The following is a 26,802-nucleotide window of genomic DNA, read 5'->3' as shown; positions in this document are numbered from 1 at the left end:
AGGATTCTCGGGTTAAGATGTGTAAGAACCTAATTATTAACCTGGAGGAATTATCTGTAATTGGAAAAACTGAAGTAAACTACTTGAAATCCCTAATCAGTAAGGTTTTCATTAATGAACGACTCCCGTACGAACGCAGAGCTGAGAACTTACCTCGTATTTGCTCATTTGTTGGTTCAACAAATATGGTCGATTTCCTTACTGATGAAACAGGTTCGGTTCGATGGATAATTTTTGATGTTATCGGAAGAATCGATTTTAATTACTCTAAAGAAATTGACATGGACGATGTGTGGTCACAATCATACTTTTTGGCTTATCATGACAAAAATTTTGAGCCGGAATTAACGCAACAGGATATTATTGATAATGAAAAGAGAAATGAAAAATATACCAGTCTGACAATTGAGCAAGAAATGGTAATTAAATACTTCGAAAAAACGGAGAATTTAATCTATTTCAATACATCAACTGAAATCATGACAAAACTAATTCCATTGGGATTAAAACTGAGCAGAGAGAAAATTGGTAAGGCACTGAGTGGTTTCAAATTTTCTAGGATAAAACATCCTCAAAAGCAAGTATATGGCTACTTGGCAAAGCCAAAGTTCAATATTAGTCCTGTTGAAATTATGAATAATTAGAAAATGTACTTACCTAACTTACCTACTTACCTAAACCCCTATAAAATAAGACTTTTTTTTAGGTAAGTATATATAATTTAACCTACCTATACTTACCTAAAAAACTCAGGTAGGTAGGTAAGTATTAGGTAATTTATAAAAATGTTGCGAACACTTGAATTTACTGGTTTAGGTAAGTAGGTAAGTAAAAATGGCAAATACTTAGATAAAACTAAAAATGAATATAGAAAAAGCGAAGCAAATTCCAATTGAATTAGTACTTCAAAAAATGAATTATACACCATCAAAAACCAACGGATTTGATAAATTCTATTTCAGCCCTTTTCGTGACGAAAGAACTGCATCATTTAAGATAAATACTAAAATCAATAGGTGGTACGACCACGGACTTCAGAAAGGCGGAAACATAATAGATTTTATTGCAATTAAATTCAATTATACGATTCCAGAAGTTTTAAAATTCTTAAAAAATTATTCTGATGAATCTATTTTTTCTTTTCAAAAGCAAAAAAATATTGTATCCAATTTTAGTGAAACTGAAACTAAAGTAAACATAATAAAAGTAACTGAAATTCAACATTTTGCTTTAAAACAATATTTAGAAAACAGAAAAATTTATCATTACGAAAATGAACCAAATTTAAAAGAAGTCCATTATGAAATAAACGGAAAAAAATACTTCGGAATTGGATTTCAAAATCGTAGTAATGGATTTGAAATTCGTTCCAAATATGCAAAAATTTGCATTGGAAAAAAAGACATTACTTTAATTGTAAAAGGTGATAAAAACAAAAAAACTATCCGAATATTTGAAGGTTTCACTGACTATATTTCTTTTAAAAGTTTAGAAAAAAATTCAAGTGATTATTTAATTCTTAATTCATTAGCATTAATAAATCGATGTAATGAAGTTCTATCAAACTATGAAGAAATTGAATTGTATTTTGATAATGATGCAGCTGGAGATTTGTATACAAAATCAACTCAAGAAAAATTTAAAAATGCAAAAGATTTTAGGGGATTTTATAAAGATTTCAAAGACTTAAACGAATGGCTTATAAATACGATTTTATGAGGGTGGTTTAAGACTAGCAAGACGGAATGGAGGGAAACCCTGCCATTAGTAATGAATACGACATTAGTTTTTTAAATCTTACGGAAATAATACGGAAATACAATTTAATTAATTTATAATCAAATATTTAACACTACGGAAATGAAAAAAATGACACAAAATAAAGACATCCGTTTATCAGGAACTTTAGCAGACAGATGGGTAACATTACAAAACAGATTTGGTTACAAAACCAACATCCATTTAATTGACGATATGATGTATTTTTTTGAAACAAATCCTGTAAATCCAAAACAAAGTTTTGGTGGACTTTTAAAAAAATTAGAAGAAAAAATGATTGAATTTAATTCAGATAATAATCGAGTTATTGCAATTGTTCGTAACATTGAAAAAATAAAAATTGACCCAATATACCGTATTTTATCGACTGAAATAACTTCAGATTTAAGAGATATTAGAAAGAGAATATTGCTATCAGAAGCGTATAAAAAACCTTCAGAAAACAACTCTGAAATCCAAAAAGAAATTGAAGAAAAAATCACAAAACAACTTACTGAAAAATATGAAAATAAATTAACAGAGCACCGTAAGAGCTACATGGAATTAAATAAAAAATATGACCAAATCACACTTGAAAACGCTCGAATTCAGAATAAATTTTTAAAGTTTGGTAAATTATATTCAATTGAAAAATCAACATTTGGTTCAAAAAATAAAATTGTTTTCGATATGAGTGAAAGTGATTTTTTGGAACTAATTTCTTTAAAATAAATTTATTCAAACTGGATTTTTTTTGTTGTATAAATTTTCAAAACAGATTCATATTCTTGTTCCGAAATTTGAGAGCTTTTTGAAAATTTTACTTCGAATAAATCAACGAAATATAATCTGAAATAGATAAGAATAAGCGTATTTAATTGGTTGTCTGACTGATAATAGAGCAACATTTTTAAGAATTCAGCTTGAATATTATCAGGTTTATTTTTGAAATGTTTTTCTATTTCCATTGTAAATAAAAACAATAAAACATCATAACTATTTTTGTCATCTAATAGGGTATCAATGATTTCGCCTCTATCCTCATAGTTCAGATTAAGTAACTGAATTTTGAATATGTCAATTAATTTTGAATTCAGAACTTCTTCTGTTAATGTTCCGGTTTTATTCTTTTCAACAAAACTTTCTGATAGATTAGCGTACCCTGAACTAAAGTCTGGAATAGTAAAGTCTTGGAACAATAAATAGTTTAGGATTTTTTGAAAAGCCTTTTTACCGCTTTTTGTAGTTGCTTTTTCTTTCATAAGCGTAAAAAAATGCGTGAGACATTAGCCATCAGTAAAAGAGGTACTCGGAGACCCAACAACCAAATGACTACGCCCACGCAAGTATTATGCACAGGCGTAAGTCTATTAAAGTTGGTTGTTAAGAAGATTCCGAGTTTTCTTTTACCAAATTAATAGCTTACGCGATTAAATATATTTTTCTGATGTAAAAATATTACTTTTTCCTGATTGTTAATTATAAATCTTAATCAATATTAAAAAAAGAAACTAAAGAAAAACAAAAGAAAGATATTTAAAATAATAACTTACAAAAAATTAGAATTTTCAATATCTTTGAACATCATATTTTAATCACAATAAATTAATGGTTAATAAAAAAAAATTAACTGAAAGAGATATTTGTACTAAATTCATTACTCCTGCACTAATAAATTCAGGGTGGGATTTACACGTTCAAATTCGTGAAGAATTTCCTCTTACTAATGGACGTATTATTGTTCGTGGTCAGTTACATACACGTGCTAAAAACAAACGTGCTGATTATGTTTTATTTTATAAACCAGGAATTCCAATTGCTATTATTGAAGCTAAAGATAATAATCATTCGGTTAGTGATGGCATGCAACAAGGGCTTAGTTATGGCGACATGATTAACGTGCCTTTTGTGTTTAGTTCTAATGGAGATGGCTTTTTATTTCACAACAGCATAGCTAAAGATGGTAAAATTGAAACTGAAATTTCTTTAGAAGACTTTCCTTCGCCAGAAACATTATGGAAAAAGTGGTGCGAACACAAAGAAATTACACCAGTTCAAGAAGCTATAATATCGGAAGATTATTATAGTGATGGAAGCAATAAAACACCAAGATATTATCAATTATTAGCAATAAATAAAACCATTGAAGCTGTTGCGAGAGGAGAAAATAGAATTCTTTTGGTAATGGCAACGGGCACAGGTAAAACATATACTGCTTTTCAAATCATTTGGAGATTATGGAAGTCAAAAACTAAAAAAAGAATTCTATTTCTTGCAGATAGAAATATATTAGTTGACCAAACTATGACTAATGATTTTAAACCTTTTGGTTCAGCAATGACAAAAATTTCCAAAAGACAAGCTAATAAATCGTATGAAATATATTTGTCATTATACCAAGCGGTAACAGGAACTGAAGAAGAACAAAATATTTACAAACAGTTTTCTCCTGAATTCTTTGATTTAATAGTTATTGATGAGTGCCATAGAGGTAGTGCTGCTGATGATTCTAATTGGAGAAGAATTTTAGAATACTTTTCAGGAGCAACACAAATTGGATTAACTGCAACACCCAAAGAAACTCAAGAAGTTTCAAATACCGATTACTTTGGAAAACCAATTTATACTTACTCTTTAAGACAAGGTATTGATGACGGTTTTTTGGCTCCATACAAAGTAGTTAGAATAGATTTAGATAAAGATGTTACAGGTTGGCGTCCAGATAAAGACATGGTCGATAAATACGGAAATGTAATTGACGATAGAATTTACAATCAAAAAGATTTTGATAAATCTTTAGTACTCGATAAACGTACAGAATTGGTTGCAAAGAAAATATCCGATTTCTTAAAACAAACCAATCGTTACGATAAAACGATTGTTTTTTGTGACAATATTGACCATGCCGAACGAATGAGACAAGCATTGGTAAATGAGAACAGTGATATAGCTGCAACAAATAATAAATATATTGTTAGAATTACTGGCGACAACGAAGAAGGAAAAATGGAATTAGACAACTTTATCTTTCCAGAATCTAAATTCCCTGTTATTGCAACCACCTCAAAACTAATGACTACTGGTGTTGATGCACAAACTTGTAAACTCATAGTCCTTGACCAACGTATTCAATCCATGACCGAATTCAAACAAATAATTGGTCGTGGAACAAGAATAAATGAAGATTATAACAAATTCTTCTTTACCATTATGGATTTCAAAAAAGCAACTGAATTATTTGCTGACCCTGATTTTGATGGGGAACCAGTTGTTATTTATGAACCAAAACCTGGAGGTTCACCTGTCCCTCCAGATGATATTGACGGCGGAACAACAAATTTTCCACCAGATAATGGTGTTGATGGAGAACCAGATGGAAATGGAGGTGATACGCCTACAATAAAAAAATTCCATGTTGCAAATGTGCCTGTTTCAGTTATTGCTGAGAGAGTACAATATTTTGATGCTAAAGGGAAATTAATCACAGAATCATTAAAAGATTACACTAAAAAAGCACTTGAAAAAGAATTTACTTCTTTAGACGATTTCTTAACCAAATGGTCAGATGCTGATAAAAAGAAAATAATTATTGACGAACTGGCAAACGAGGGTGTTTTCTTTGAAGCGTTAGCCGAGGAAATCGGAAAAGACCTTGACCCATTCGATATTATTTGTCATGTGGCTTGGGACAAACCTCCATTATCAAGAAAAGAACGAGCAGAACAAGTTAAAAAAAGAAACTACTTTACTAAACACGGTGAACAAGCCCAAAAAGTAATAAATGCGTTACTCGATAAATATGCTGATGAAGGTGTTGAACCTATAGAAGAAACCAAAATCTTAACCATTCAGCCTTTTACCGATTACGGAACCCCAATCGAAATTATTAAAATTTTTGGAGGGAAAGCACAATACGAAGAAGCAGTAAAAGAATTAGAACAAGCAATATATTCATCTTAAATTAAAAATACTAAATATGTCATTAAGTACATTAATAAAAACCATTCAGGACATAATGCGTAAGGATGTTGGTGTCGATGGAGATGCACAACGTATTAGCCAGATGGTTTGGTTACTTTTTCTAAAAATATTTGACGATAAGGAAAAAGAATGGGAAATAACTATTGACAATTACAAATCACCATTACAAAGCCGTTTCAAATGGTCTAATTGGGCTGCCAACGATGAAGGAATGACAGGTGAAGAATTAATTGATTTTGTCAACAATGACTTATTTCCATCTTTGAAAAAATTATCAACTACTGCTGGTGTTTCACCACACGGCAAAATTGTAGGTAGTGTTTTTGAAGATGCCTATAACTACATGAAATCAGGTACGCTTTTGCGACAAGTTATCAATACCATTCAAGATGATGTAGATTTTAATTCGTCTAGCGACCGACATGTATTTAATGATATTTACGAAAAGATATTACAAGATTTACAATCGGCTGGTAATGCAGGAGAATATTATACACCTCGAGCTGTTACACAATTCATGGTGGATATTTTAAATCCTCAATTAGGGGATAGAGTATTTGATCCAGCTTGTGGAACTGGTGGTTTTTTGGTAAATGTAATTGAACACAAAAAGAAACTTTTCAAAACACTCAAGGACATTGAAAAATTACAAGATAACATTCACGGTATAGAGAAAAAACCTTTGCCTCATATGCTTGCCATGACCAATATGATGTTGCACGGAATAGATGTTCCAAGCAATATAAGACACGATAATACTTTAAGCAAACCGCTTAAAGATTACGGAACAAAAGACCGAATGGATATTATTATTACCAATCCACCATTTGGAGGGGTTGAGGAAGATGGTATTGAGAAAAACTTTCCGAAAAAATACCAAACTAGAGAGACTGCCGATTTGTTTATGGCTTTAATCATGCACTTACTAAGAGCCGACACTGGAAAAGCTGGTGTGGTGTTGCCTGATGGTTTCTTATTTGGTGAAGGTGTTAAGACTAATTTGAAGAGAGAATTGCTTAAAGAATTTAATTTACACACTATAGTGCGTTTACCTAAAGGTGTTTTTAGCCCATATACCAGTATTAGTACTAATATTTTATTTTTTGACAAAGGAAAACCCACAAAAGAAGTCTGGTTTTTTGAACATCCTTACCCAGAAGGTTATAAATCCTATTCTAGAAGTAAGCCATTACGAATAGAAGAATTTGACTTAGAAAAAAAATGGTGGAACAACCGCAAACAAAATGAGTATGCTTGGAAAGTTTCTGTAAAAGAAATTGAAGAGAAAAATTACAATCTTGATTTTAAAAATCCTCACAGTATTGAATTTATTCATACTGACCCGGAAATATTAATGAAAGAATACGAGGAAATAAGTAATGAACTTAATTCTACTAGAGATAAGCTAAAGTTAGAGCTTAAACAAAATCATAAAGATCATACTTTCATTAAATATTTTGATAAAATATATTCGACCAAAGAAAGTATTGAAAAACTAAAGAATGTAATTTTAAATCTTGGAGTAAAGGGCGAGTTTGGGACTCAAAATAAAAATGATCAACCCGTTTCAGAATTATTAGAACAAATAGATTTAGAAAGAAAATTACTTATAAAAAATAAGAAAATTAGTAAACAAAAAGAACTTTTACCTTTAACAACATTCGACAAAAAGTTTGAATTACCAAGTGGTTGGGATTGGGTTAGGTTAAATGAATTTGGAACTTGGAAATCAGGCTCAACCCCTAGCAGAACAAATAAGTCTTTTTACGATGGTGAAATTCCATGGGTTAAGTCTGGCGAAGTTAAACAAGGTAGAATAAAATTCACAAGCGAGACCATAACTTCATACGCATTAGAAAAATGTTCTCTGCATATAAACCCGATTGGTTCAGTTTTAATTGCAATGTATGGTGCAAACATTGGCGAAGCTGGAGTTTTAGAAATTGAAGCGGCAACAAATCAAGCAGTTTGTGCTTGTAATACTTTTGAAGGAATTGATAATAACTATTTATACAATCTACTGCTTTCATTAAAAAACAACTTTATTTCTCAAGGAGCTGGCGCAGCACAACCAAATATATCTCGTGAAAAGATAATAAATACTGTGGTTCCCTTACCTCCTTACGAGGAACAAAAAAGAATAGTCGCTAGAATAAGTCAACTTTTTGAACTGTGTGATAAACTTGAAAAAAAAATAGAGCAATCATCACAAAAGCAGTCTCAAATCCTAAATGCAGTTTTAGCGGAAGTATAAAGTCATGAGGATAAAATATTTACACATTATAGGCGAATATAAAAACCTAAAAGATTTTAAATTAGATTTTGATGGCATTAGTTTTATTGATGTTTTTGTAGGTAAGAATGGTACCGGTAAATCTAATTTGTTTGAGGCAATCATAGAGATTTTCAAGCAACTTTTTGAATCAGATTATGAAATAAATTTCGATTATGAAATAATTTATGAATTAAACAAAGAATATATAAGAATTAAATGGGAAGCAGGAAAACTAATTTGTAATGGTGGTGAATTTAAATCAATACCCAAGAACAATTTACCTGACAATATCATAATCTACTATTCTGGGCATAATGATAAAATAACAAGTTTAGTTACACAATATGAACAGAATTTCAAAAAGAAAGTAAAAGGTGCAAATATTGATGATATTAGAGAGTTTATAGGAATTGGAAAAGAATATAAAGCCTTGTTGCTAGCTGTTTTGTTGTTGCAAAATGATGATAACAATGCCAAAAACTTCATAAAGCAAAAATTAGGAATCAATCAAATTAGCTCTGAAGTAAAAATTGTTTTAAAGAGACCAGATTACGCAAGAGGAAAAGAAGAATTTAATGTTGTACTTGGAGACTCAACAACAAATTATTGGAAAGCTGATGGTGTAGTAGGTCAATTTCTAGAGAAATTATCAAAACTTAAAATTGGTAATTCCAATGGTAAATTTAGAGATGAAGGTTATTTCGAAAGAGTTAAAAATGAAGATGAATATATATTCTATTTTGATATTGCGGATTTACAAACAAAATTTACGGATTTTACGTCTTTAGATTTATTTAGAAGTTTTGACAATTTGAAAACTATTGGAATGTTAGACGAACTTTCAATATCTATCACTCTTGAAAATGGAACTGTCGCTGACATTAATAATTTCAGTGATGGACAATTTCAAACAGTTTATATTTATTCTATTGTAGAATTATTTAAAGATAAAAACTGCTTAACACTTCTTGATGAACCTGATGCTTTTTTACATCCAGAATGGCAGTTTGATTTTTTAAAACAAGTCTTAGAAATAAATGATAAAAAAGTCGAAAAAAACCATGTCCTTCTAAGTAGTCATAGTGCAATTACCTTACTTCAAAGTGAAGAGCGTAAAGTGAACTTTTTTAAAATTAATGGAAATACACTAAATATTTTCAAGGTAGACAAAGCTTATGCAATTTCACAATTATCCTCTCAATTGATTAACTTACAAGTTGATAAACAAATATTAAGTGTTATCCATACTCTTGGACAAGACAAACCGATTCTTTTCACAGAAGGATATTCTGACCCTATAATATTAAAACATGCTTATCAAATTCTTTACGACACGCATGACATTCCATTTGAAATATGTTTTGGTCATGGATGTTTATATCTACGACTGCTGTTACAAAATCAGAAGTTTTTAAATGAAATGAATGGCAAACCTATTTTTGGATTATTTGATTTTGATGAAGCATACAGTGAATGGAATTCAATAAAGTCAAACAAAGATTTATTGGTTGATAATTTGTCTCACGGTCTTGTAAAGCAGTTTAATGATAGAGAAAGTTATGCCATAATACTTCCGATTCCAAATATCCCTGAGATAATGCCACAAGTAATGAAGAAGGATGGTTCAACATATGAAAACCGTTCAAAAGTAGAGATGGAACATTTATTTTATAAAGAAAACACAAAGAAACATTTTCATGAAATTGAAATTACTGGTGGAGTAAAGATAATTGAGATAAGTGATGCTCAAAAAATGAGTTTTTCAACAGAAGTTATACCAACACTTGAAAAAGCAGAATTTGAAATATTCAGACCTATGTTTGAATTTATTAAAAGTAAAATTCTAAATACATAATAATGGAACTTAAACCAAGCCAAGTAGATATTAAATTAGCTGCATTTCATAAATCATGGAACTTAGAACGAATTCAAAACATGACATTAGAAGAATATGCTGATTTAAATAATCATGATTCATTATGTTATTGGTTAGAATATGGTTCAGATGAATTAGGTTTGATTGGTGGAGTATCACTTCATAAATTCGAAATATGGAAACCAAAAAACCCTGAAAAAGAATTAAAAGACAACAGATATAGTATTCAGGATGGTTATTTTTGGAATGCAAAAAAAGGACTAACTAGAGATGATGCCTTTCAAAATATTAAAGAATTAGTTGTTCAAATTGTAAATCATTCAATCAATCTTGATTGGGAAGCATTAGATAAAATAAACTATCATGCCATTGCAAAATGGAAAATTGCATTTATGTTTTCCAACAAGAAGATTTTACCAATTTATAGTAAAAGAGCTTTATTAGCTATTTCTAAAGGATTAGGAAATAGAGATTTTCCATACAAAACACAAATTTCAGTTTTGCAAAAGTTCATTCTTCAATACAAAAATGAGGATGAACCCATTGAACACTTTACGGGTAGAAATTATATAGCATTTGCCGAAAAAAAGAAACCTAATTTTTATATCATAGGTAGTAAATACGGAAAAGATTCAATACCACAAATTAATGCGTTTATTAAAAATCAATGTGTTGCAGTTGGTTTTTATGATTGGTTAGATTTTTCTTCATTCATGGGAAAGAGCGATAAACTGGTAAATGATTTTGTAATAAAACATTGGACAGAAGACCAACCAGCAGTACATAAATTACAATCAATATTTACTAAAATTTCAAAATTAAAAGAAGGTGATATTATTGCAGTGAAATCTCATGGAGCATATAATAGACTAACAATTATTGCTTATGCTCAAGTAATAAAAAGAAATGGCAATGTATATGAACATCATGAGGATAAACTAGGACATCATATTAATGTTGAATTTCTTGATGCCGGATTTTATAAAGAGTTAGGATTAACATATGGTGAAACAATACATGAACTAACTAAAAAGAAAGACGGGGTCAAATTTGATAAAGTCTTCGGTTGGTATTCTGGTGTAGAAAATAATTTTATTGAATTAGAAGAATACGATGAAGATGAGGATTTTGAAAATGAATATACTGAAGAAACAGGCTTTGCATATAATGAAAAATCAGAAGAATCATTTAATCGTATCGCAATTTCATCAGTTAAAGTAAATCAAGTTCATAATATTATTCAAAATAAGTTTATTAAACATCTAGTGAATAATTATCCTAATGAATCTATAAAAGGAGAAAAAAATAGAATTGATGCTAAAAGAGAAAATGGATCAGAAATTCACATATATGAAATCAAACCTTATGAAAATGTATTTTTATGCATTCGAGATGGTATAGGACAATTATTAGATTACTCCCATCATTTTGACACCAAAAAGGAAATTAAAATTTACATTGTGGGACCAAATGAACCAAATAAAAAAGACCTTGATTTTATTAAAGCTATAAAAAATAACTTGAAAATCTCATTCAATTATATTTCTTTTGATTATTCTTCATTAATCTCAAAAGAATTCTAAATATAATAAAAATGGGGGATTTCACTCCCCCATTTTTATTATATATCTTTTAAACAACTATAAATCTAATGTTAATGCCTTAATGGCTTTTTTAGAATATTTTTCAATATCGTCCTCAAGAACAATATCTACTTTATCAAGAGTATTAAGTAAATTCAAAGCATGATCAAATTCTTTGAATAAATCTTTAGATTCAGGCTTACCAATTAATAAATCATATCTTAAATTATTAACTTCAGCTTCATTTTTTAAGTCTGTAAACAAACCAAAATTTTCATAAGCCTTTTTTGCAATTCCTTTTGGCTCTTTTAAATCAAAACTAATTGGTTTAACTAAATTTAAAGTACCATTCTGCCATGCATAATCAAAATTAAATTCATTACCAGTTTCATTAATTACTTTGTAATTTTTGTAAAACTTGTCATTATTTACATTGATTTTTTCAAAATCTAAATCAGAAAGGTAACCATAAAACTTCTTGGTCAATAAAGGTTCTTTTACAATCGCTCCCCCAGCAATATTTTTCTCTTTTTCAAGTAAAAACTTATTAGTTAAATAAGAAATGGTTAAATCAACATCATTGTTATTTAAAAATGATTGTTTACTTTTAGAAAACTGCAAAACACTTCCATCTCTTGGCAAAATAAATTTATCAATAAATAAATCAAAATAATCAAATTTATCTTTATCAAAAAATGAGAACTCATTTGTTCTTAGATTTTTAATACTGTTTTCAATTTGAAATAAATAGTGCTTAATAGTTTTTTCAGAAACTACTTCATAAACCGCTTTTACTCTGCTTAAGTTTCTTGAATATTTGAAGACAAACTTATCTTCAAAAGGAAAATAAATAAGCACACCAATATTCAAGCTCTCCCCCAATAATGCGGAATGCTGATACTTTAAAATACTGTATGTATACTTTTTATCTATCATTTTATCCTATCAATTAACACTTTATTTATGTAACTATAATTTTGTTTCGCCCAATAAAGGTATGCAAAAATAATATTTTTTTCACCATATTCAATATCATATTTATCTAACTGATCAAAAATTAAATTCAATTTTTCAATATTTAACATTCGTAAGATTTCTATGAATTCAACAAAAATATCTTCTTTTTTGCCATTTTTTATACTTTTTAACGTCGCCCAAAATATATGATTTTGGAAATAAAAATTATTAAATGTGTTGAAATAATTTATATCCTTACTCTCAAATGAGTTGATGAACGCAAATGTTTGTTCGTGGTCGATTAACATCATCTCTTCATCTTTCAATAAAAGATTTGGTTTGTTTCTAAACCCTCCCCTGTCAACATTCATAATTAAATTATCAAAGGCAAATAAATTTTCAATTTCAAAATCTTTTAAAAATTTTGATGATGCTAAACTACTCATAATCACATAACCTTCATGATACTCTGTACAAAATTTATGCCCTTTATCCAATAATTTAATTTCTTCATCAGTATACAAGCCTTTTAAGTCTTTATTATCAATCTTAATTACTCCATACTCAGGAACTGGCAAATCAAATTCTTTTGCTAATTCTGTTACAAGTATTTCTTTTGCTATAGAGAAATTTTCACTTACAAATTTACTTTTATAAGTTTTCATTACATATGTTTTTTCTAAACCAGCCTCATTGAAAGCACTTATCAAAATCGGCTTTGAGCTCCCTCCCTTTATTATACTTTCAAAATTATTAAGCTTTAATTCTTGCATTTAAAATATGTAATGTAATTATACAGTGCTAATATATAAATTAAACCATCAAAAAAGAAATATAACAGTAGTTACTAATATTTAAAAGTTACATTATTTTCTTATGAACAGAGAATAAATACTAAGAAAATGTATTGTATTATGCATTTTTGACTAAAGTAACAAAACCATGCGGTGAATAACTCTTCTATTCACCGCAAAATATGCGGTGAATAATTTACCATTTCATTTTAAAAAAGACTCTAGACAACTTTTAAACTTACTTTTTTGCAAGTAAAATTAAATAAACCCAATATTAAACTTGCGAAAATGATTGTTATTTAAAACAAAAAAAATAATTTTGTATATAATATCAATCATTTTGTATGAACACTAAAAAGCAAGTTATTTTTCCAAAGTACAATTTACTTCTTGAAAAAATGGGTGAAAATATAAAATTGGCACGCAAAAGAAGAAAATTAACTACAATACAAGTTGCTGAGCGTGCTAATATTTCTCGTTCGACATTATACTTAATCGAATCTGGGAATCCAAGTGTAGCAATGGGTGGTTACTTTAATGTTTTGAGAGTACTGGGGCTTCAAGATGATTTTTTAAAGCTAGCTGCTGATGACACTTTAGGTAGAAAACTTCAAGATATTGAACTTTTGAAGTAAAAATATATTTGTACAATAAAGTCCTATATCTATTTAGATAATTTATTAGAAATACAAAGAAATCATTTATTTAATTTATTTTCATAAGTTTAGATTATGAATAAACAAGTTGACATAACAACTATCTTCCCCAAACATTTGTTTTGGGATATGGATTATAGTAAACTAAATATTGATAAGGATAAAGACATTATAATCCCAAGAGCTTTGTATGCCACAATTCCAGAAACTTTTGAAAAAGAAATACAAATATTAGAAAGTCTTTATTCTAGAGAAGACATCGTTGAATGCCTTAAAAACACGAAAGAACTTATTACTAACTCAGTTTGCGAAATGGTTGCTAAAAGATATAATATAGCCGTATTTTATCGTTTCAAAATATAAAAAACTTAACTACTACAGAAAAATTGTAAATTTGTAAAAATTATTTTTTTTCCTTTAATACCTAATTTTTGTAACACCTCGAGTACACCTCCAACCTCCTTATCCCTTATGAATAATGGAAAAGAAGATATTGTATCGGGAAATAAAAAAACACTATTTTTATAATTACGAATGTTTAAGAAAAATCTCCTCAACAACCCCCATCGCTGCTCTTTCTCCCGAAATCATCGCTGCGTTTAATGAACTGTTCAATTGCGTATCGCCCGCTAGAAAAATATTTGCAATTAACTTAGTTTCGGACGGATTCATTTCGTAAAGCAAATTTTCTAATTTCGGAAGTGCTTTTTTAATAGTGTATTGTTTGATGAATTTCGAAGTTTCGATACCGCAGCATTGTTTTAATTCTTTTATGACTTGGTGCTGCAATGCTTCTGCCGATAATTCGTGTTTTTTGACCACAGTAACCGATAATAATTCTTTTGTTCCAGCTGTTTTGGTTGCTACGCGTGTGTGATAAATTATATTGTTTACCAGTGAATCTTTATCCGCAACTAATCCAACTAATGGCTTATCTATGACTCTTTTATCGGTTTCAAAATACAAGGTATCGCAAGATTTCCATTCCACTTCTTGATTTTTTAGCTTACTAACCAAAGGACTTGCTTCGGCAGCGATTATCGTATAATTACTTTCTCGTTCCGTTCCATCAGCCAATATTATTTTACCCTCTCGAACCGATGCAACTTTGGTATTAAAAAGAAATTCAGTTTGTTTTAAAGTTGCTTTCAATTGCAAAGGAATTGCTTCTATTCCTGCTTTTGGGATGGTAGCATTGCCTTCGCCAAACATTTTATAAACAAATTCGAACATTCGACTCGATGTTTCTAAATTAGGTTCGAGAAAAATCCCGCTGAAAAAAGGTTTAAAGAATTTTGAAATCATTTCAGCAGAAAAACCGAAATCCACCAAATAATTATAAGTCGTTTTTTCAGGTTTGGCGAAAATTTCGGTCAAACTGCTTTGCTTCAACAAAGTATTCAACTTCAAAATTTTGAACTTATCACCAAATGTTCCAATTCCAGAAAAAAGTGTCGGAAGCAATAATGAAATAGCTCTTAACGGATCGCCAATAGTTTTTTGTTTTCCTTCATTAAAAATTGTTGCTCCCGGTAAAAATTCTTGTAATTCCAAGGCTTCAAAATTAAGATATTTCTGTGCTGCAGGATAAGCTGTCAACAAAACCTGGAAGCCGTGATCGAGTTGATAGCCATCCACAATATCCGTTTTCACACGACCACCTACGCGATCCGTTCCTTCTATAATGGTGGGATAAAAACCTTGGTCTTCTAAAACTTTAGCTGCTACGAGTCCGGCTACACCAGCACCAATAATATATATTTTGTGGTCTTCTTTTTTCATTTGAAGGATTTTAAAGTTTTATGCTTTAGCAAATATAAGTTTCTTGTCGCTCGTTTGCAATGAATAGCACTTACTTTCACTTGCTAATTTCTATTTTACTACCTAAAGAAAAAGTAGAAAAATAAGGTCAGTACAACCGAGAAAATAATGTTAAGTCCCAATCCTGCTTTCATCATATCTTTCTGTGGCACAAAACCCGATGAATAAACCATAGCGTTCGGCGGCGTTCCCACAGGCATCATAAATCCGAACGAAGCCGCAATTGTCGCCGGAAGAACTAAAACCATTGGATTAATTCCGGAAGCTTGTGCTAAGGTGTAAAGTAGAGGTAAAATCAGAGCAGCACTTGCGGTATTGCTCATGAATTCGGTCATGATAATCGAACCCATAACAATCAACCACAAAAATACGATTAAGGGCAAATGCTGACTTAATTCCATCACATAATTTACCAGCATGATTCCAAGTCCAGTACTTTCAACAATGTAACCGAGCGTAAGTCCACCACCAAAAAGCAATAAAATTTCCCACCGAATGGACTTTAAGATTTGTTCCCAAGTCATTACTTTAAAGGTGAATAATAACAGCATTGAAAAGATAGCGACTAAAGAGCTAAAGCTGGATTCAATTCCTAACATTGGTGCTAAGACGCCATCAAAAACCCAAAGTAAAACAGTGATTGCAAATATAGCCAGTAGTGCATTTCTTTTCGGACTTCTTTTTCCAGGTAAGGCGATTGTGGGAACTAACATTTTACGATCGGGCTTGAAATAGAGAGTCAAAACTAGTACCATTATGGGAAACGTAATTAGAAATATCGGTAAACCGTACACCAACCATTCCGAAAATGAAAGATTTAACAAAGCGGCACCAATCGCATTTGGTGGACTCGCAATCATTGTAACTATTCCTCCAATATTCGCCGCATACGCTATGCCTAACAATAAGAATTTGGCTTCTGCCGTAGCTTTTTTACTATCCGTAATTGCTAAAATCCCCAGAGCTAACGGAATCATCATTGCTGCTGTGGACGTGTTACTCACCCAACAAGCCGTTAAAGATGTTGCAAACATTAATAAAATAGACGATTTGTAAAAATTCCCTTTGGCTAATAATAATAGTTTATGAGCTAATAATCGATCTAAAGAATGAGCCGATAAAGCACCTGCTAAAACGAAACCTCCCATAAACAAATAGATCACCGGATTTGAAAATTCGGCAAACGCTTCTTTTGGTGCCGCAATTTTCAAAATAATAACAAGTACAGGAATCAGCAACGCCGTCATTGCCAATGGAATGGCTTCCGTAATCCATAAAATAGCGGTAAAGATTAAAATAGCGAGTGCCCCGTTTACCTTTTCATCTTCAAAAATGGGAAAAAATAAAATCCCAATGAAAACAAGTATAGCAAAAAGAAAGCTTTTCCAATGTAATTTTTCTTTCATCATTTACCGATTGATAATCTTATGAGTACTGCAATTGATCATTCGAATTATAATTGTAAATACTGATCACTTTTTGATGTATTTTGCGAATTTAACTTCGCCTTCAATTACGTTGCAAGGTATTCTTTCGGATTGAAGCGGACTAACATTTTTGAATAAAATATCAAAACAAAGAACAACCCGTTGAACGTGCAAAGTGAAGCAATAACAACTTCTAATCAATTGAAAATTAATTCAAAAGAAAATGACTAATTTAGCTTTTCGAAATCACACATTTTATTTAAGAGTAAAGTATAAATTAATCAATGGATTCTTTCACCCAAATTGTACTAGGAATCGCTACAGCCGAAATTGTAGCCGGAAAAAAACTACAAAACAAAACGTTTTTGTATGGTGCGATTTTAGGTACAATTCCTGACTTAGATATTGTTGTTGGAAAATTTATGAGCGATGTTGATGGTGTTGCCATTCACCGCGGCTTGAGTCATTCCTTATTCTTTTTTCTGTTCTTATCGCCCATTTTAGGTTGGGTTATTTCAAGGTTTGAAAAAGATAAAATTGGTTTTAAAAGTGCTTCTTGGCTGGCTTTTTGGTGTTTAACAACCCACGTTTTATTGGATTTATTCACATCTTGGGGAACTCAAATTTTTTGGCCTTTGGAACATCGATTTGCATTAAAAACCATCTTTGTAATCGATCCTTTATATACGGTTCCGTTATTAATTTCGCTAATATTCGTTTGGAAAACTAAAGATTTTTTAGCTAGAAAAACATATTTGAATCGAGGTTTATTGATTAGTTCCGGCTATTTATTTTTAAGTTGTGTCTTGAAAGTAATAGCTGTGCAAAGATTCGAAAAAGGGTTAGAAAACCAAAACATTTCTTACAGCGAATTGATCGTAAAACCAACCGCTTTTAATACGATTCTTTGGAATGCAAACATCGCTACGGCGGAAGGATATTATTTAGGTGATTATTCGTTTTTCGATTCCCAACCGATTTCTTTTAAATTTTATCCAAAAAATATCGCTTTAGAAGAAAATTTGGCTCAAGTTGAAGATTTTAAAAAATTACAAAAAATCAGCGAAGGTTGGTATTTGATAAGTGAAGAAAATGGACAATTCTATTTCAACGATTTGCGTTTTGGCTTGTTAAACGATGATCCAAAAAATCTTCAATTTGCGTTTCGTTATTTATTTGTCCTAAATTCGGAAGGAAAAACGATTGCACAAGAAGCACCAAAAGCAAAACGCGATGGAAAGGCTTTATTAGGTAAAATTTTCACTCGCATTCAAGGGAATTAATTACTCTTCTTCTGAGTCGTCTTCGTCGTCATCAACATCTTCGTCGGCTTCATCAAAGTCTTCGAAATCGGCTAATCCTTCAAAAAAACTTTTGGGATCAAACGGAATATCATCATCTGGATCTTTGTCATAAGCGGTTACGCCCGGCGGATTGAATAATCCCCAACGGTCAATGATATAATCCCATTGGTCAAAACCAGCAACCCATTCGATAAATAACAGCCGAAATTCATCAATCGTTTCCCGAAGTAGTTCCACATATTCGTTGTCTTTAAAATCGTCTTCAAAGCGTAAACTTCCAGCAGACACATAGAGTTGGCGTGCACATCTTCTAATAATGGCGGCGTTTTCCATTTTGATATCATACAAACCAACACCTTCTGCCCCAGCAATTTTTGGCGAAAGCATCATTGCATCTTCCATCATAAATTTGGCAGTAGTTTCTTGTAGATATTCATTATCTTCAGGAATCGTTCGTGCCAAAGCTTCGGTTAATTTAAAAATTTCCTCCGCTTTTTTATAAATTGGTAATTGGTGTAAATCGTCTCCTCGGTGCATAATTTTATTCTTTTGTACTCATTTTAATTTGCAAATGATTCAGTAAAACTTGGTATTTCGCAATTTCAACCATCATTTCTTCTTCTTCTGAGGTGTCTATTAAATCATCTAATGTATCACTAACTTCAACTAATTTCAGACTGGCATCAGAAAAATTTTGAACTGCCATTGCATCAATAATCAATTGAATGTTTGTTTTAATTTTATCAAATATATCGTTCATTATTTTTTGGTTTTCCACTCCATTTTCAATTTTGCTAATGGAATATTAGTATTTATTAATTGTTCTATTGTTTTTTTTCGAACTTCTTCGAGCTTTTCAAATTCATAGTGTTTTGCCCAATAATCGCCTTCTACTAATTCTTTTATTTGTCGAATTATTTTCGAAGTGTCTGATGCATTTCTTAAAACTGCAATTCCATCGTATTTCGGATTGCTTTTGTGTTGAAAAGTTACTTCTTTTTTTTCAAAATCTAATTTAATATAGAAGAGTTTTTCTAAATCATTATTCGGATAAAAATCGGACCATTTCGCATAACCAACTCGTTCTTTTTGGTTTGGACTTTTTACATTCGAAATCAATCGCCATCTGCAATTCGCGGCTCTTCCCCAATGATTTGAAATCCGAAAAACGCCGTCTTCCGTAAAGCAATAACCACTTCCCGATTTACTTTTAAAATGCAAATCAACTCCTTGTATTTCAGCTAAATTGACTTCTACAAACTCGCAAAAAGTATGCTTATGGAAATTATTTTTAGTATATATCTTCAACTTTTAAGGTTTTAAAGTAACAAATGTAACATTTGATTTTTAAAGATTAATAGTATCTTTACAGAAATCAATCGAAATGAAAGACCTGTTATCAGAATCGTATGGCTATATTTTTGAAGAAGCACTTATCGAAGAAATTGTAAAAGTGGCTTCGTACAGTCAATTTAAAGCCGATGATTATTTGATTGAAATTGGTGATTACATCAAAACAATGCCGCTGTTGTTAAATGGTGCGATAAAAATTTTGAGAGAAGATGAAAATGGTGATGAATTATTGCTTTATTTCTTAGAACGTGGCGATACTTGTGCGATGACATTGACGTGTTGTATGGGCCAATCAAAAAGTAGAATTAGAGCAATTGCAGAAACCGATGGTGCTTTACTGATGATTCCCGTTGAAAAAATGGAAGATTGGTTGACGAAATATAAAACCTGGCGAAACTTCGTATTTGACAGCTACAATGTGCGTTTGATGGAAATGCTAGAAGCGATTGATACGTTAGCTTTTATGAATTTAGACGAACGTTTGTATAAATATTTAACCGATAAAGCAAAAGTTTTAGGCAACACCGAAATTAATACTACGCATCAAGAAATTGCTTATGAAATGCATACTTCAAGAGTGGTAATTTCGAGATTATTAAAAGCTTTGGAATTAAAAGGTACGATTAAATTACACCGAAATAAAATAGAAATTTTACAATTTTAATGGAGACATTTGGATATATAGGAGCAGTATGTATTGGATTAATTTTAGGATTAACTGGTGGTGGAGGTTCCATTTTAACAGTTCCTATCTTAGTTTATGTGATGCTTCTAAACCCGATTACAGCAACAGCCTATTCACTTTTTATCGTAGGAACCACATCGGTTTTTGGTGCTTTACAAAATTACCGAAAAAACTTAGTGGATATCAGGAATGGTTTTCTTTTTGCAGTACCTTCATTTACAGCTATTTATTTAACCCGACGTTTTATTGTTCCTAAAATTCCAACCGTAATTATTGAGGAGCCTTTCTTGCTGTTGAAAAGTACGTTTTTAATGGTGTTTTTTGCGGTAATTATGATTTTCGCCTCTTTATCAATGTTGAAAAAGAAGAAAATGAATTTAGGAGAACCGAAGGAAATTTCGATGACCTTTTTGATTATTCAAACCTTTATCATTGGTCTTATTATCGGTTTAGTAGGTGCTGGTGGTGGATTTTTGATTATTCCATCCTTAGTTTTATTTGCTAAATTACCGATGAAAAAAGCAATCGGAACCTCATTATTCATTATGGCTATGAATTCATTGATAGGATTTATGGGTGATGTGCAAAATTTAGAAATAGATTGGGTATTTTTGCTATCTTTTACATCATTATCCGTTGTTGGAATTTTCATAGGAATTTACCTGAACAGATTTGTGAACGAAGCCCAATTGAAAAAAGGATTTGCTTATTTTGTACTAATAATGGCATTGTTCATTTTATACAAAGAGTTTATAGCGTAACAAAGGTTACAGCAAAATCAAGAATTTAGAATTATTTTTACAGAAAATTAGATCGTTATGAAAATAGAACAAATTTACACAGGATGTATCGCTCACGCAGCTTATTACATAGAAAGTAACGGCGAAGCTGCTATTTTTGACCCATTAAGAGAAGTGCAACCTTACATTGACAAAGCAACAAATGCTAATGCGAAAATTAAATATATTTTTGAAACCCACTTTCACGCTGATTTCGTATCAGGTCATTTAGATTTAGCTAAGAAAACAGGAGCACAAATTGTGTATGGTCCAACAGCCAATCCAAGTTTTGAAAGCATTATTGCAACGGATGGTCAGGAATTTAAAATTGGTGGTGTTACGATTAAAGCCATTCACACACCTGGTCATACGTTAGAAAGTACTACTTATTTAGTTACGGATGAAAACGGAAAAGATCACGGAATTATAACAGGTGATACGTTATTTATTGGCGATGTTGGTCGTCCCGATTTAGCTCAGACTTTAGTAAAAGATTTAACGCAAGAAGTATTAGCTAATCATTTATTTGATTCGCTTCGCAATAAAATTATGCCGTTGAGCGATGATTTAATTGTATATCCAAATCACGGTGCCGGAAGTGCCTGTGGTAAGAATATGAGTAAAGAAACCACGGATACTTTGGGTAACCAAAAGAAAGTAAATTACGCATTAAGAGCAAATATGACTCGTGAGGAATTTGTAGCGGAATTGTTGGATGGTTTAACGCCTCCACCGGCTTATTTCCCACAAAACGTAATGATGAATATTCAGGGTTATGAAAGTTTAGAGTCGGTAATGACAAAAGCAGACACTCCATTATCTCCTGAAGCCTTCGAAACCGTAGCCAATCAAACTGAAGCGGTGGTTTTAGATGTTCGCAATGAAAATGATTTCGTAAAAGAACACGTTCCAGGTTCAATATTCATTGGACTTCACGGACAATTTGCTCCTTGGGTTGGTGCTTTAATTCGCGATACCAAACAGCCTATTTTATTAATCACTCCAAAAGGAATGGAAAAAGAAGCGATCACAAGATTATCTCGTGTAGGTTTTGACAATACGCTAGGTTATTTAGAAGGTGGTGTTGAAGCGTGGAAAGCAGCCGGATTTGAAACGGATTCAATCACGTCAATTACGCCAGAAAAATTTGCTAAACAATACCAAAACTCAATCGTGGTAGACGCAAGAAAGCCAGGAGAATTTCAAGCAGAACACGTTGAAAAAGCAATAAACATTCCACTAGATTACGTAAACGAACAAATCGCTGAAGTACCAAAAGAGGAAACCTTCCTTTTACATTGTGCGGGTGGTTATCGTTCGGTAATTATGGCTTCAATTTTAAAAGCAAGAGGTTACCACAATATGATTAACGTAGAAAAAGGAATCTCTGGTATTCGAGCAGCAAATGTGCCGCTGACTGCTTTTGTTTGTCCTTCTTCGTTGAAATAAAATTACAAATAAATTAAAGAAATCCGACTTCACAAGAGTCGGATTTTTTTGTTGTTATTCTTTCGAAAAGGTGTCTTCTTTCCATTTGGCCGGATTGTTTGCAATGTAATTCTGAATGTTTTCAAAGACATTTGCATAAAGAATGTTGTATTTGTTTCTAAATTTATTTCGCAAGGCCTTGATTGTTATGCTATTATACAAAATAATAATTTTTTTTTCTAATTATTATAAAAAAACAAACCTCAAACCTGTTCATACGTAGACATTCTATAATAATTATGAAAAATGATATAAGAAGCAATCATTCGCAATGGTATAACTTTGTAAACAACTTAAAAAACTAAATTATGAATAGTACTAAAATTATCGGAATCGTATTAATTGCAGCTTCCTTATACGTAGGTTATTTAGGAGCAAACAAAGTTTCAAACAACACTGCAGAAGTAAAAGTATTGGGACTAGAAATAGATGCTTCTAATGAATCTGGAAAAAAAGACGGCTACATTTACCTTGGCGTTGCTCTTGCGATGTTCATTGGTGGAATTGCAGTTGTGAATAAAAAATAATTCTGGGAAACCTGATGTATATTTTACGTCGTAAAACATTATAAAACAAAAGAGACGCGATAAATCGCGTCTCTACAAATATTATATTTTGAAATACTACATATTTCTTCGGTATTGTCCACCAACTTCAAATAACGCATTTGTGATTTGACCTAATGAACAAATTTTAGTCGCATCCATTAATTTCTCAAATATATTTTGATTGCTAATGGCAGCTTCTTGTAAAATCTCAATGTGTTCAGCAACTTTTTCAGCACTTGTATGGTGCAAATTATTCAACATATCAATTTGATATTGCTTTTCTTCTTCTGTTGCACGAATCACCTCAGCAGGAATAACCGTTGGCGAACCTTTTGAACTTAAGAAGGTATTTACACCAATAATTGGGAATTCTCCTGTATGTTTCAACGTTTCATAATACAACGATTCTTCTTGAATTTTACTTCTTTGGTACATCGTTTCCATTGCACCTAAAACGCCTCCTCTTTCGGTAATTCTATCAAATTCTGCTAAAACCGCAGCTTCTACTAAATCTGTTAATTCTTCAATGATGAACGAACCTTGGATTGGATTTTCGTTTTTCGCTAAACCTAATTCCTTATTGATAATCAACTGAATTGCCATTGCTCTACGCACTGATTCTTCGGTTGGGGTTGTAATTGCTTCGTCATACGCATTGGTATGCAATGAATTACAGTTGTCATAAATCGCGTATAACGCTTGCAAAGTCGTACGAATGTCATTGAAATCAATCTCTTGTGCGTGCAACGAACGCCCCGAAGTTTGAATGTGGTATTTCAACATTTGTGCTCTTTCGTTGGCTCCGTATTTAGTTTTTAATGCTTTCGCCCAAATTTTACGAGCCACACGACCAATTACTGCATATTCTGGATCAATTCCGTTTGAGAAGAAAAATGATAAATTCGGACCGAAATCATTGATATTCATTCCACGACTTAAATAATATTCTACATACGTGAATCCGTTTGAAAGTGTAAATGCCAATTGTGTAATAGGATTTGCTCCTGCTTCAGCAATATGATACCCTGAAATCGAAACCGAATAGAAATTTCGAACATTTTGTTTGATGAAATATTCTTGAACATCGCCCATCAATCGTAACGCAAATTCTGTTGAGAAAATACACGTATTCTGTGCTTGATCTTCTTTTAAAATATCTGCTTGAACGGTTCCACGAACTTGTGTTAACGTTTTAATTTTAATTTCTTGATAAACATCTAAAGGTAAAACCTCATCACCGGTAACTCCTAAAAGCATCAAACCTAAACCATTATTACTTTCAGGCAAAGCACCTTGATAACTTGGTCTTGGTGTTCCTTTTTTCTTATAAATCGCAGCAATTTTTGCTTCAACTTCTTTTTCTAAACCATTTTCAACGATGTATTTTTCACAATTTTGGTCAATCGCCGCATTCATAAAAAATCCTAACAACATTGGTGCTGGTCCGTTAATTGTCATCGAAACCGAAGTTAAAGGATGACTCAAATCGAAACCTGAATATAATTTCTTCGCATCGTCTAAACAACAAATTGAAACTCCTGCATTTCCGATTTTTCCATAAATATCAGGACGAATATGTGGATCATTTCCATATAAAGTAACCGAGTCAAAAGCAGTTGACAAACGTTTTGCCGGCATTCCAGCACTTACATAATGAAAACGCTTGTTGGTACGTTCTGGTCCACCTTCACCCGCAAACATTCTGCTTGGATCTTCACCTTCACGCTTAAACGGATATAATCCCGATGCAAATGGGAATTCTCCAGGAACGTTTTCTTGTAAATTCCACTTTAAAATATCGCCCCAAGCTTGATACTTAGGCAATGAGATTTTTGGAATTTGAGAATGCGCTAAACTCTCCGAATGGGTTTTAATTTCAATTACTTTATCACGAACTTTGAAACTATAAATTGGGTTTTTATACTTGTTTACTTTTTCATCCCAAGTTAAAATTACTTCCCAATTGTACGCATCTAAATCCATTTTTATCTTATCAAATTGCTGCAATAACAATTCTAAAAATAATTTATTTTCTGCTGTTCTGTTTAAGGAATCGTCAATAATTCCAGCTTTATCAATTTCTGGTAAATTGCCATTAACCGATTGAATCGTTTTGAAAATTCCGTATAATTTTTGAGCTACTTCTACTTGAGAAAGAACCGTTTCATCATATTTTCTATTATTTTCTGCAATTTCAGACAAATAACGTGTTCTGTGTGGTGGAATTACATAAATTTTCTCACTCATTTCACGCGTAATTTCAAAAGTTGAATGTAAGTCAACTCCTGTTTTTTCCACCAATTTATCCATAATTGATTTGTACAACGTATTCATTCCTGGATCGTTGAACTGAGAAGCAATTGTTCCGAAGATTGGCATATTTGCTGTGTCTTCATTCCATAAATTATGATTGCGTTGGTATTGTTTTTTCACATCACGAATCGCATCTAACGCACCACGTTTGTCAAATTTATTTAAAGCCACCAAATCAGCAAAATCTAACATATCGATTTTCTCTAATTGTGTTGCTGCTCCAAATTCTGGCGTCATCACATATAAAGAAACATCAGAATGATCCATAATTTCAGTGTCCGATTGGCCAATTCCTGAAGTTTCTAAAATGATTAAATCATATTTAGCCGCTTTCAAGACTTGAATCGCTTCGGCAACATATTTAGACAAAGCCAAATTCGATTGACGAGTTGCCAACGAACGCATATAAACTCTAGAATTATTAATCGCATTCATACGAATTCTATCGCCTAATAAAGCGCCACCTGTTTTCCGTTTTGATGGGTCAACCGAAATTAATCCGATTGTTTTTTCTGGAAAATCTACTAGAAATCTTCGTACTAGTTCGTCAACTAATGATGATTTTCCGGCACCACCTGTTCCTGTAATTCCAAGAACTGGCGTTTTTGAAGTCTCGTTTATCTTGTGAATTTCATCGAAAACACCTTTTGCTACTTCAGGAAAATTCTCTGCAGCTGAAATTAATCGGGCAATAGCTGTTGGATTTTTCTCTTCAATATGAGAAAGTTCCCCTTCTAATTTATCACCGATCGGATAATCAGAACGCTCAACTAAATCGTTAATCATCCCTTGTAATCCCATCGCGCGACCATCATCTGGAGCGTAAATTCTTTCAATTCCGTAGTCTTGTAATTCTGCAATTTCAGAAGGTAAAATTACACCGCCACCGCCACCAAATATTTTAATATGCCCTGCTCCTTTTTCTTTAAGCAAATCATACATGTATTTAAAATACTCGTTATGTCCGCCTTGATAAGACGTCATTGCAATAGCATTAGCATCTTCTTGAATAGCCGTATTTACAACTTCTTCAACACTTCTATCATGACCCAAATGAATTACCTCAACACCAGTAGCTTGAATAATTCTTCGCATAATATTAATAGCCGCATCGTGTCCGTCAAAAAGTGACGCTGCAGTCACAATTCTTACTTTATTTTTAGGGATATAAGGTGTTTGTAATTCCATGTGTAATTTTTATTCG

At 31.7% G+C, this 26,802-nt stretch carries 23 protein-coding genes; 14 read left to right on the top strand and 9 right to left on the bottom strand.

The window, feature by feature from the left end:
* The 3 genes from T1L09_RS04070 to T1L09_RS04060 form a co-directional block, all read left to right on the top strand.
* Nucleotides 1–644: VapE domain-containing protein (locus T1L09_RS04070; protein ID WP_322549671.1), on the top strand; the 644-nt coding region annotated here is incomplete at its 5' end.
* Between the two features lie 217 nt (nucleotides 645–861).
* Nucleotides 862–1,719: a toprim domain-containing protein gene (locus T1L09_RS04065; protein WP_322549670.1), complete on the top strand. Its 858-nt coding sequence runs from the start codon at nucleotides 862–864 to the stop codon at nucleotides 1,717–1,719.
* 141 nt (nucleotides 1,720–1,860) lie between these two features.
* Nucleotides 1,861–2,490, top strand: coding sequence for a BfmA/BtgA family mobilization protein (locus T1L09_RS04060; protein WP_322549669.1), 630 nt, complete (start codon nucleotides 1,861–1,863; stop codon nucleotides 2,488–2,490).
* Between the two features lie 2 nt (nucleotides 2,491–2,492).
* On the opposite strand, the gene T1L09_RS04055 is transcribed toward T1L09_RS04060, so the two are convergent.
* Nucleotides 2,493–3,020: a hypothetical protein gene (locus tag T1L09_RS04055; RefSeq protein ID WP_322549668.1), complete on the bottom strand. Its 528-nt coding sequence runs from the start codon at nucleotides 3,018–3,020 to the stop codon at nucleotides 2,493–2,495.
* 346 nt (nucleotides 3,021–3,366) lie between these two features.
* Between T1L09_RS04055 and hsdR the strand changes: the two genes are divergently transcribed.
* From hsdR to T1L09_RS04035, 4 genes are read left to right on the top strand one after another with little or no spacing between them, the layout of a single operon-like run.
* Complete coding sequence (gene hsdR, locus T1L09_RS04050) at nucleotides 3,367–5,718, top strand: EcoAI/FtnUII family type I restriction enzme subunit R (protein ID WP_322549667.1); 2,352 nt, start codon at nucleotides 3,367–3,369, stop codon at nucleotides 5,716–5,718.
* 16 nt (nucleotides 5,719–5,734) lie between these two features.
* Entirely contained in the window at nucleotides 5,735–7,993 is a 2,259-nt protein-coding gene (locus T1L09_RS04045) for an N-6 DNA methylase (RefSeq protein ID WP_322549666.1), read from the top strand.
* Nucleotides 7,994–7,997: 4 nt separating this feature from the next.
* Nucleotides 7,998–9,869, top strand: a complete 1,872-nt coding sequence (locus T1L09_RS04040) for an AAA family ATPase (RefSeq protein WP_322549665.1) — start codon at nucleotides 7,998–8,000, stop codon at nucleotides 9,867–9,869.
* 2 nt (nucleotides 9,870–9,871) lie between these two features.
* On the top strand, nucleotides 9,872–11,473 hold the full coding sequence (locus T1L09_RS04035; protein WP_322549664.1) for a hypothetical protein: 1,602 nt from the start codon (nucleotides 9,872–9,874) through the stop codon (nucleotides 11,471–11,473).
* Nucleotides 11,474–11,530: 57 nt separating this feature from the next.
* Here T1L09_RS04035 and T1L09_RS04030 read toward each other — a convergent pair whose 3' ends face one another.
* The gene (locus tag T1L09_RS04030; protein WP_322549663.1) at nucleotides 11,531–12,409 is read right to left on the bottom strand and encodes a DUF3037 domain-containing protein; all 879 of its coding nucleotides are present in this window, start codon (nucleotides 12,407–12,409) and stop codon (nucleotides 11,531–11,533) included.
* Nucleotides 12,406–13,203: a HipA family kinase gene (locus T1L09_RS04025; RefSeq protein WP_322549662.1), complete on the bottom strand. Its 798-nt coding sequence runs from the start codon at nucleotides 13,201–13,203 to the stop codon at nucleotides 12,406–12,408. The genes T1L09_RS04030 and T1L09_RS04025 overlap by 4 nt, the downstream gene beginning before the upstream one ends.
* Nucleotides 13,204–13,568: 365 nt before the next feature.
* On the opposite strand from T1L09_RS04025, the gene T1L09_RS04020 reads away from it, so the two are divergent.
* Together T1L09_RS04020 and T1L09_RS04015 are read left to right on the top strand one after the other, a co-directional pair.
* Entirely contained in the window at nucleotides 13,569–13,859 is a 291-nt protein-coding gene (locus T1L09_RS04020; RefSeq protein WP_322549661.1) for a helix-turn-helix domain-containing protein, read from the top strand.
* A gap of 96 nt (nucleotides 13,860–13,955) precedes the next feature.
* On the top strand, nucleotides 13,956–14,243 hold the full coding sequence (locus T1L09_RS04015) for a DUF6922 domain-containing protein (RefSeq protein ID WP_322549660.1): 288 nt from the start codon (nucleotides 13,956–13,958) through the stop codon (nucleotides 14,241–14,243).
* A gap of 165 nt (nucleotides 14,244–14,408) precedes the next feature.
* Here T1L09_RS04015 and T1L09_RS04010 read toward each other — a convergent pair whose 3' ends face one another.
* Together T1L09_RS04010 and T1L09_RS04005 are read right to left on the bottom strand one after the other, a co-directional pair.
* Entirely contained in the window at nucleotides 14,409–15,662 is a 1,254-nt protein-coding gene (locus T1L09_RS04010; RefSeq protein ID WP_322549659.1) for an NAD(P)/FAD-dependent oxidoreductase, read from the bottom strand.
* Between the two features lie 98 nt (nucleotides 15,663–15,760).
* Entirely contained in the window at nucleotides 15,761–17,110 is a 1,350-nt protein-coding gene (locus T1L09_RS04005; protein WP_322549658.1) for an SLC13 family permease, read from the bottom strand.
* 302 nt (nucleotides 17,111–17,412) lie between these two features.
* Between T1L09_RS04005 and T1L09_RS04000 the strand changes: the two genes are divergently transcribed.
* On the top strand, nucleotides 17,413–18,411 hold the full coding sequence (locus T1L09_RS04000; protein ID WP_322549657.1) for a metal-dependent hydrolase: 999 nt from the start codon (nucleotides 17,413–17,415) through the stop codon (nucleotides 18,409–18,411).
* Here the strand turns inward: T1L09_RS04000 and T1L09_RS03995 are convergent, their stop codons facing one another.
* Genes T1L09_RS03995 through T1L09_RS03985 form a run of 3 tightly spaced genes read right to left on the bottom strand, consistent with a single transcriptional unit; the run spans nucleotide 18,412 to nucleotide 19,740 of the window.
* A complete protein-coding gene (locus T1L09_RS03995) occupies nucleotides 18,412–18,969 on the bottom strand; it encodes a hypothetical protein (protein WP_322549656.1) in 558 nt (185 codons plus the stop codon). It abuts the gene before it with no gap.
* Nucleotides 18,970–18,973: 4 nt separating this feature from the next.
* Nucleotides 18,974–19,192: a hypothetical protein gene (locus tag T1L09_RS03990; protein ID WP_322549655.1), complete on the bottom strand. Its 219-nt coding sequence runs from the start codon at nucleotides 19,190–19,192 to the stop codon at nucleotides 18,974–18,976.
* Nucleotides 19,192–19,740, bottom strand: coding sequence for a hypothetical protein (locus tag T1L09_RS03985; protein ID WP_322549654.1), 549 nt, complete (start codon nucleotides 19,738–19,740; stop codon nucleotides 19,192–19,194). The genes T1L09_RS03990 and T1L09_RS03985 overlap by 1 nt, the downstream gene beginning before the upstream one ends.
* Nucleotides 19,741–19,816: 76 nt before the next feature.
* On the opposite strand from T1L09_RS03985, the gene T1L09_RS03980 reads away from it, so the two are divergent.
* The 4 genes from T1L09_RS03980 (at nucleotide 19,817) to T1L09_RS03965 (ending at nucleotide 23,264) form a co-directional block, all read left to right on the top strand.
* Nucleotides 19,817–20,449 (top strand): Crp/Fnr family transcriptional regulator, encoded by a 633-nt coding sequence (locus tag T1L09_RS03980; RefSeq protein ID WP_322549653.1) that lies wholly within the window; start codon nucleotides 19,817–19,819, stop codon nucleotides 20,447–20,449.
* Nucleotides 20,449–21,231, top strand: a complete 783-nt coding sequence (locus tag T1L09_RS03975; protein WP_322549652.1) for a sulfite exporter TauE/SafE family protein — start codon at nucleotides 20,449–20,451, stop codon at nucleotides 21,229–21,231. The genes T1L09_RS03980 and T1L09_RS03975 overlap by 1 nt, the downstream gene beginning before the upstream one ends.
* A 57-nt stretch (nucleotides 21,232–21,288) precedes the next feature.
* The gene (locus tag T1L09_RS03970; protein WP_322549651.1) at nucleotides 21,289–22,698 is read left to right on the top strand and encodes an MBL fold metallo-hydrolase; all 1,410 of its coding nucleotides are present in this window, start codon (nucleotides 21,289–21,291) and stop codon (nucleotides 22,696–22,698) included.
* Nucleotides 22,699–23,045: 347 nt separating this feature from the next.
* Nucleotides 23,046–23,264: a hypothetical protein gene (locus T1L09_RS03965; protein WP_322549650.1), complete on the top strand. Its 219-nt coding sequence runs from the start codon at nucleotides 23,046–23,048 to the stop codon at nucleotides 23,262–23,264.
* 96 nt (nucleotides 23,265–23,360) lie between these two features.
* Here the strand turns inward: T1L09_RS03965 and T1L09_RS03960 are convergent, their stop codons facing one another.
* Nucleotides 23,361–26,786, bottom strand: a complete 3,426-nt coding sequence (locus T1L09_RS03960) for a methylmalonyl-CoA mutase family protein (RefSeq protein WP_322549649.1) — start codon at nucleotides 26,784–26,786, stop codon at nucleotides 23,361–23,363.
* Nucleotides 26,787–26,802: the final 16 nt, after the last annotated feature.

The organism is Flavobacterium psychraquaticum (assembly GCF_034497725.1).
In the GTDB taxonomy this organism is placed as follows: domain Bacteria; phylum Bacteroidota; class Bacteroidia; order Flavobacteriales; family Flavobacteriaceae; genus Flavobacterium; species Flavobacterium psychraquaticum.
This window is presented reverse-complemented; position numbering and strand designations above follow the sequence as displayed.

Coding starts and splice junctions, on each gene's coding strand:
- T1L09_RS04060 (WP_322549669.1), top strand. CDS start 1,861: ATGAAAAAAATGACACAAAATAAAGACATCCGTTTATCAGGAACTTTA.
- T1L09_RS03980 (WP_322549653.1), top strand. CDS start 19,817: ATGAAAGACCTGTTATCAGAATCGTATGGCTATATTTTTGAAGAAGCA.
- T1L09_RS03990 (WP_322549655.1), bottom strand. CDS start 19,192: ATGAACGATATATTTGATAAAATTAAAACAAACATTCAATTGATTATT.
- T1L09_RS03965 (WP_322549650.1), top strand. CDS start 23,046: ATGAATAGTACTAAAATTATCGGAATCGTATTAATTGCAGCTTCCTTA.
- T1L09_RS04010 (WP_322549659.1), bottom strand. CDS start 15,662: ATGAAAAAAGAAGACCACAAAATATATATTATTGGTGCTGGTGTAGCC.
- T1L09_RS04035 (WP_322549664.1), top strand. CDS start 9,872: ATGGAACTTAAACCAAGCCAAGTAGATATTAAATTAGCTGCATTTCAT.
- T1L09_RS04005 (WP_322549658.1), bottom strand. CDS start 17,110: ATGATGAAAGAAAAATTACATTGGAAAAGCTTTCTTTTTGCTATACTT.
- T1L09_RS03975 (WP_322549652.1), top strand. CDS start 20,449: ATGGAGACATTTGGATATATAGGAGCAGTATGTATTGGATTAATTTTA.
- T1L09_RS03970 (WP_322549651.1), top strand. CDS start 21,289: ATGAAAATAGAACAAATTTACACAGGATGTATCGCTCACGCAGCTTAT.
- T1L09_RS04030 (WP_322549663.1), bottom strand. CDS start 12,409: ATGATAGATAAAAAGTATACATACAGTATTTTAAAGTATCAGCATTCC.
- T1L09_RS04055 (WP_322549668.1), bottom strand. CDS start 3,020: ATGAAAGAAAAAGCAACTACAAAAAGCGGTAAAAAGGCTTTTCAAAAA.
- T1L09_RS04020 (WP_322549661.1), top strand. CDS start 13,569: ATGAACACTAAAAAGCAAGTTATTTTTCCAAAGTACAATTTACTTCTT.
- T1L09_RS04065 (WP_322549670.1), top strand. CDS start 862: ATGAATATAGAAAAAGCGAAGCAAATTCCAATTGAATTAGTACTTCAA.
- T1L09_RS03995 (WP_322549656.1), bottom strand. CDS start 18,969: ATGCACCGAGGAGACGATTTACACCAATTACCAATTTATAAAAAAGCG.
- T1L09_RS04000 (WP_322549657.1), top strand. CDS start 17,413: ATGGATTCTTTCACCCAAATTGTACTAGGAATCGCTACAGCCGAAATT.
- T1L09_RS04040 (WP_322549665.1), top strand. CDS start 7,998: ATGAGGATAAAATATTTACACATTATAGGCGAATATAAAAACCTAAAA.
- T1L09_RS04045 (WP_322549666.1), top strand. CDS start 5,735: ATGTCATTAAGTACATTAATAAAAACCATTCAGGACATAATGCGTAAG.
- T1L09_RS04015 (WP_322549660.1), top strand. CDS start 13,956: ATGAATAAACAAGTTGACATAACAACTATCTTCCCCAAACATTTGTTT.
- hsdR (WP_322549667.1), top strand. CDS start 3,367: ATGGTTAATAAAAAAAAATTAACTGAAAGAGATATTTGTACTAAATTC.
- T1L09_RS04025 (WP_322549662.1), bottom strand. CDS start 13,203: ATGCAAGAATTAAAGCTTAATAATTTTGAAAGTATAATAAAGGGAGGG.
- T1L09_RS03960 (WP_322549649.1), bottom strand. CDS start 26,786: ATGGAATTACAAACACCTTATATCCCTAAAAATAAAGTAAGAATTGTG.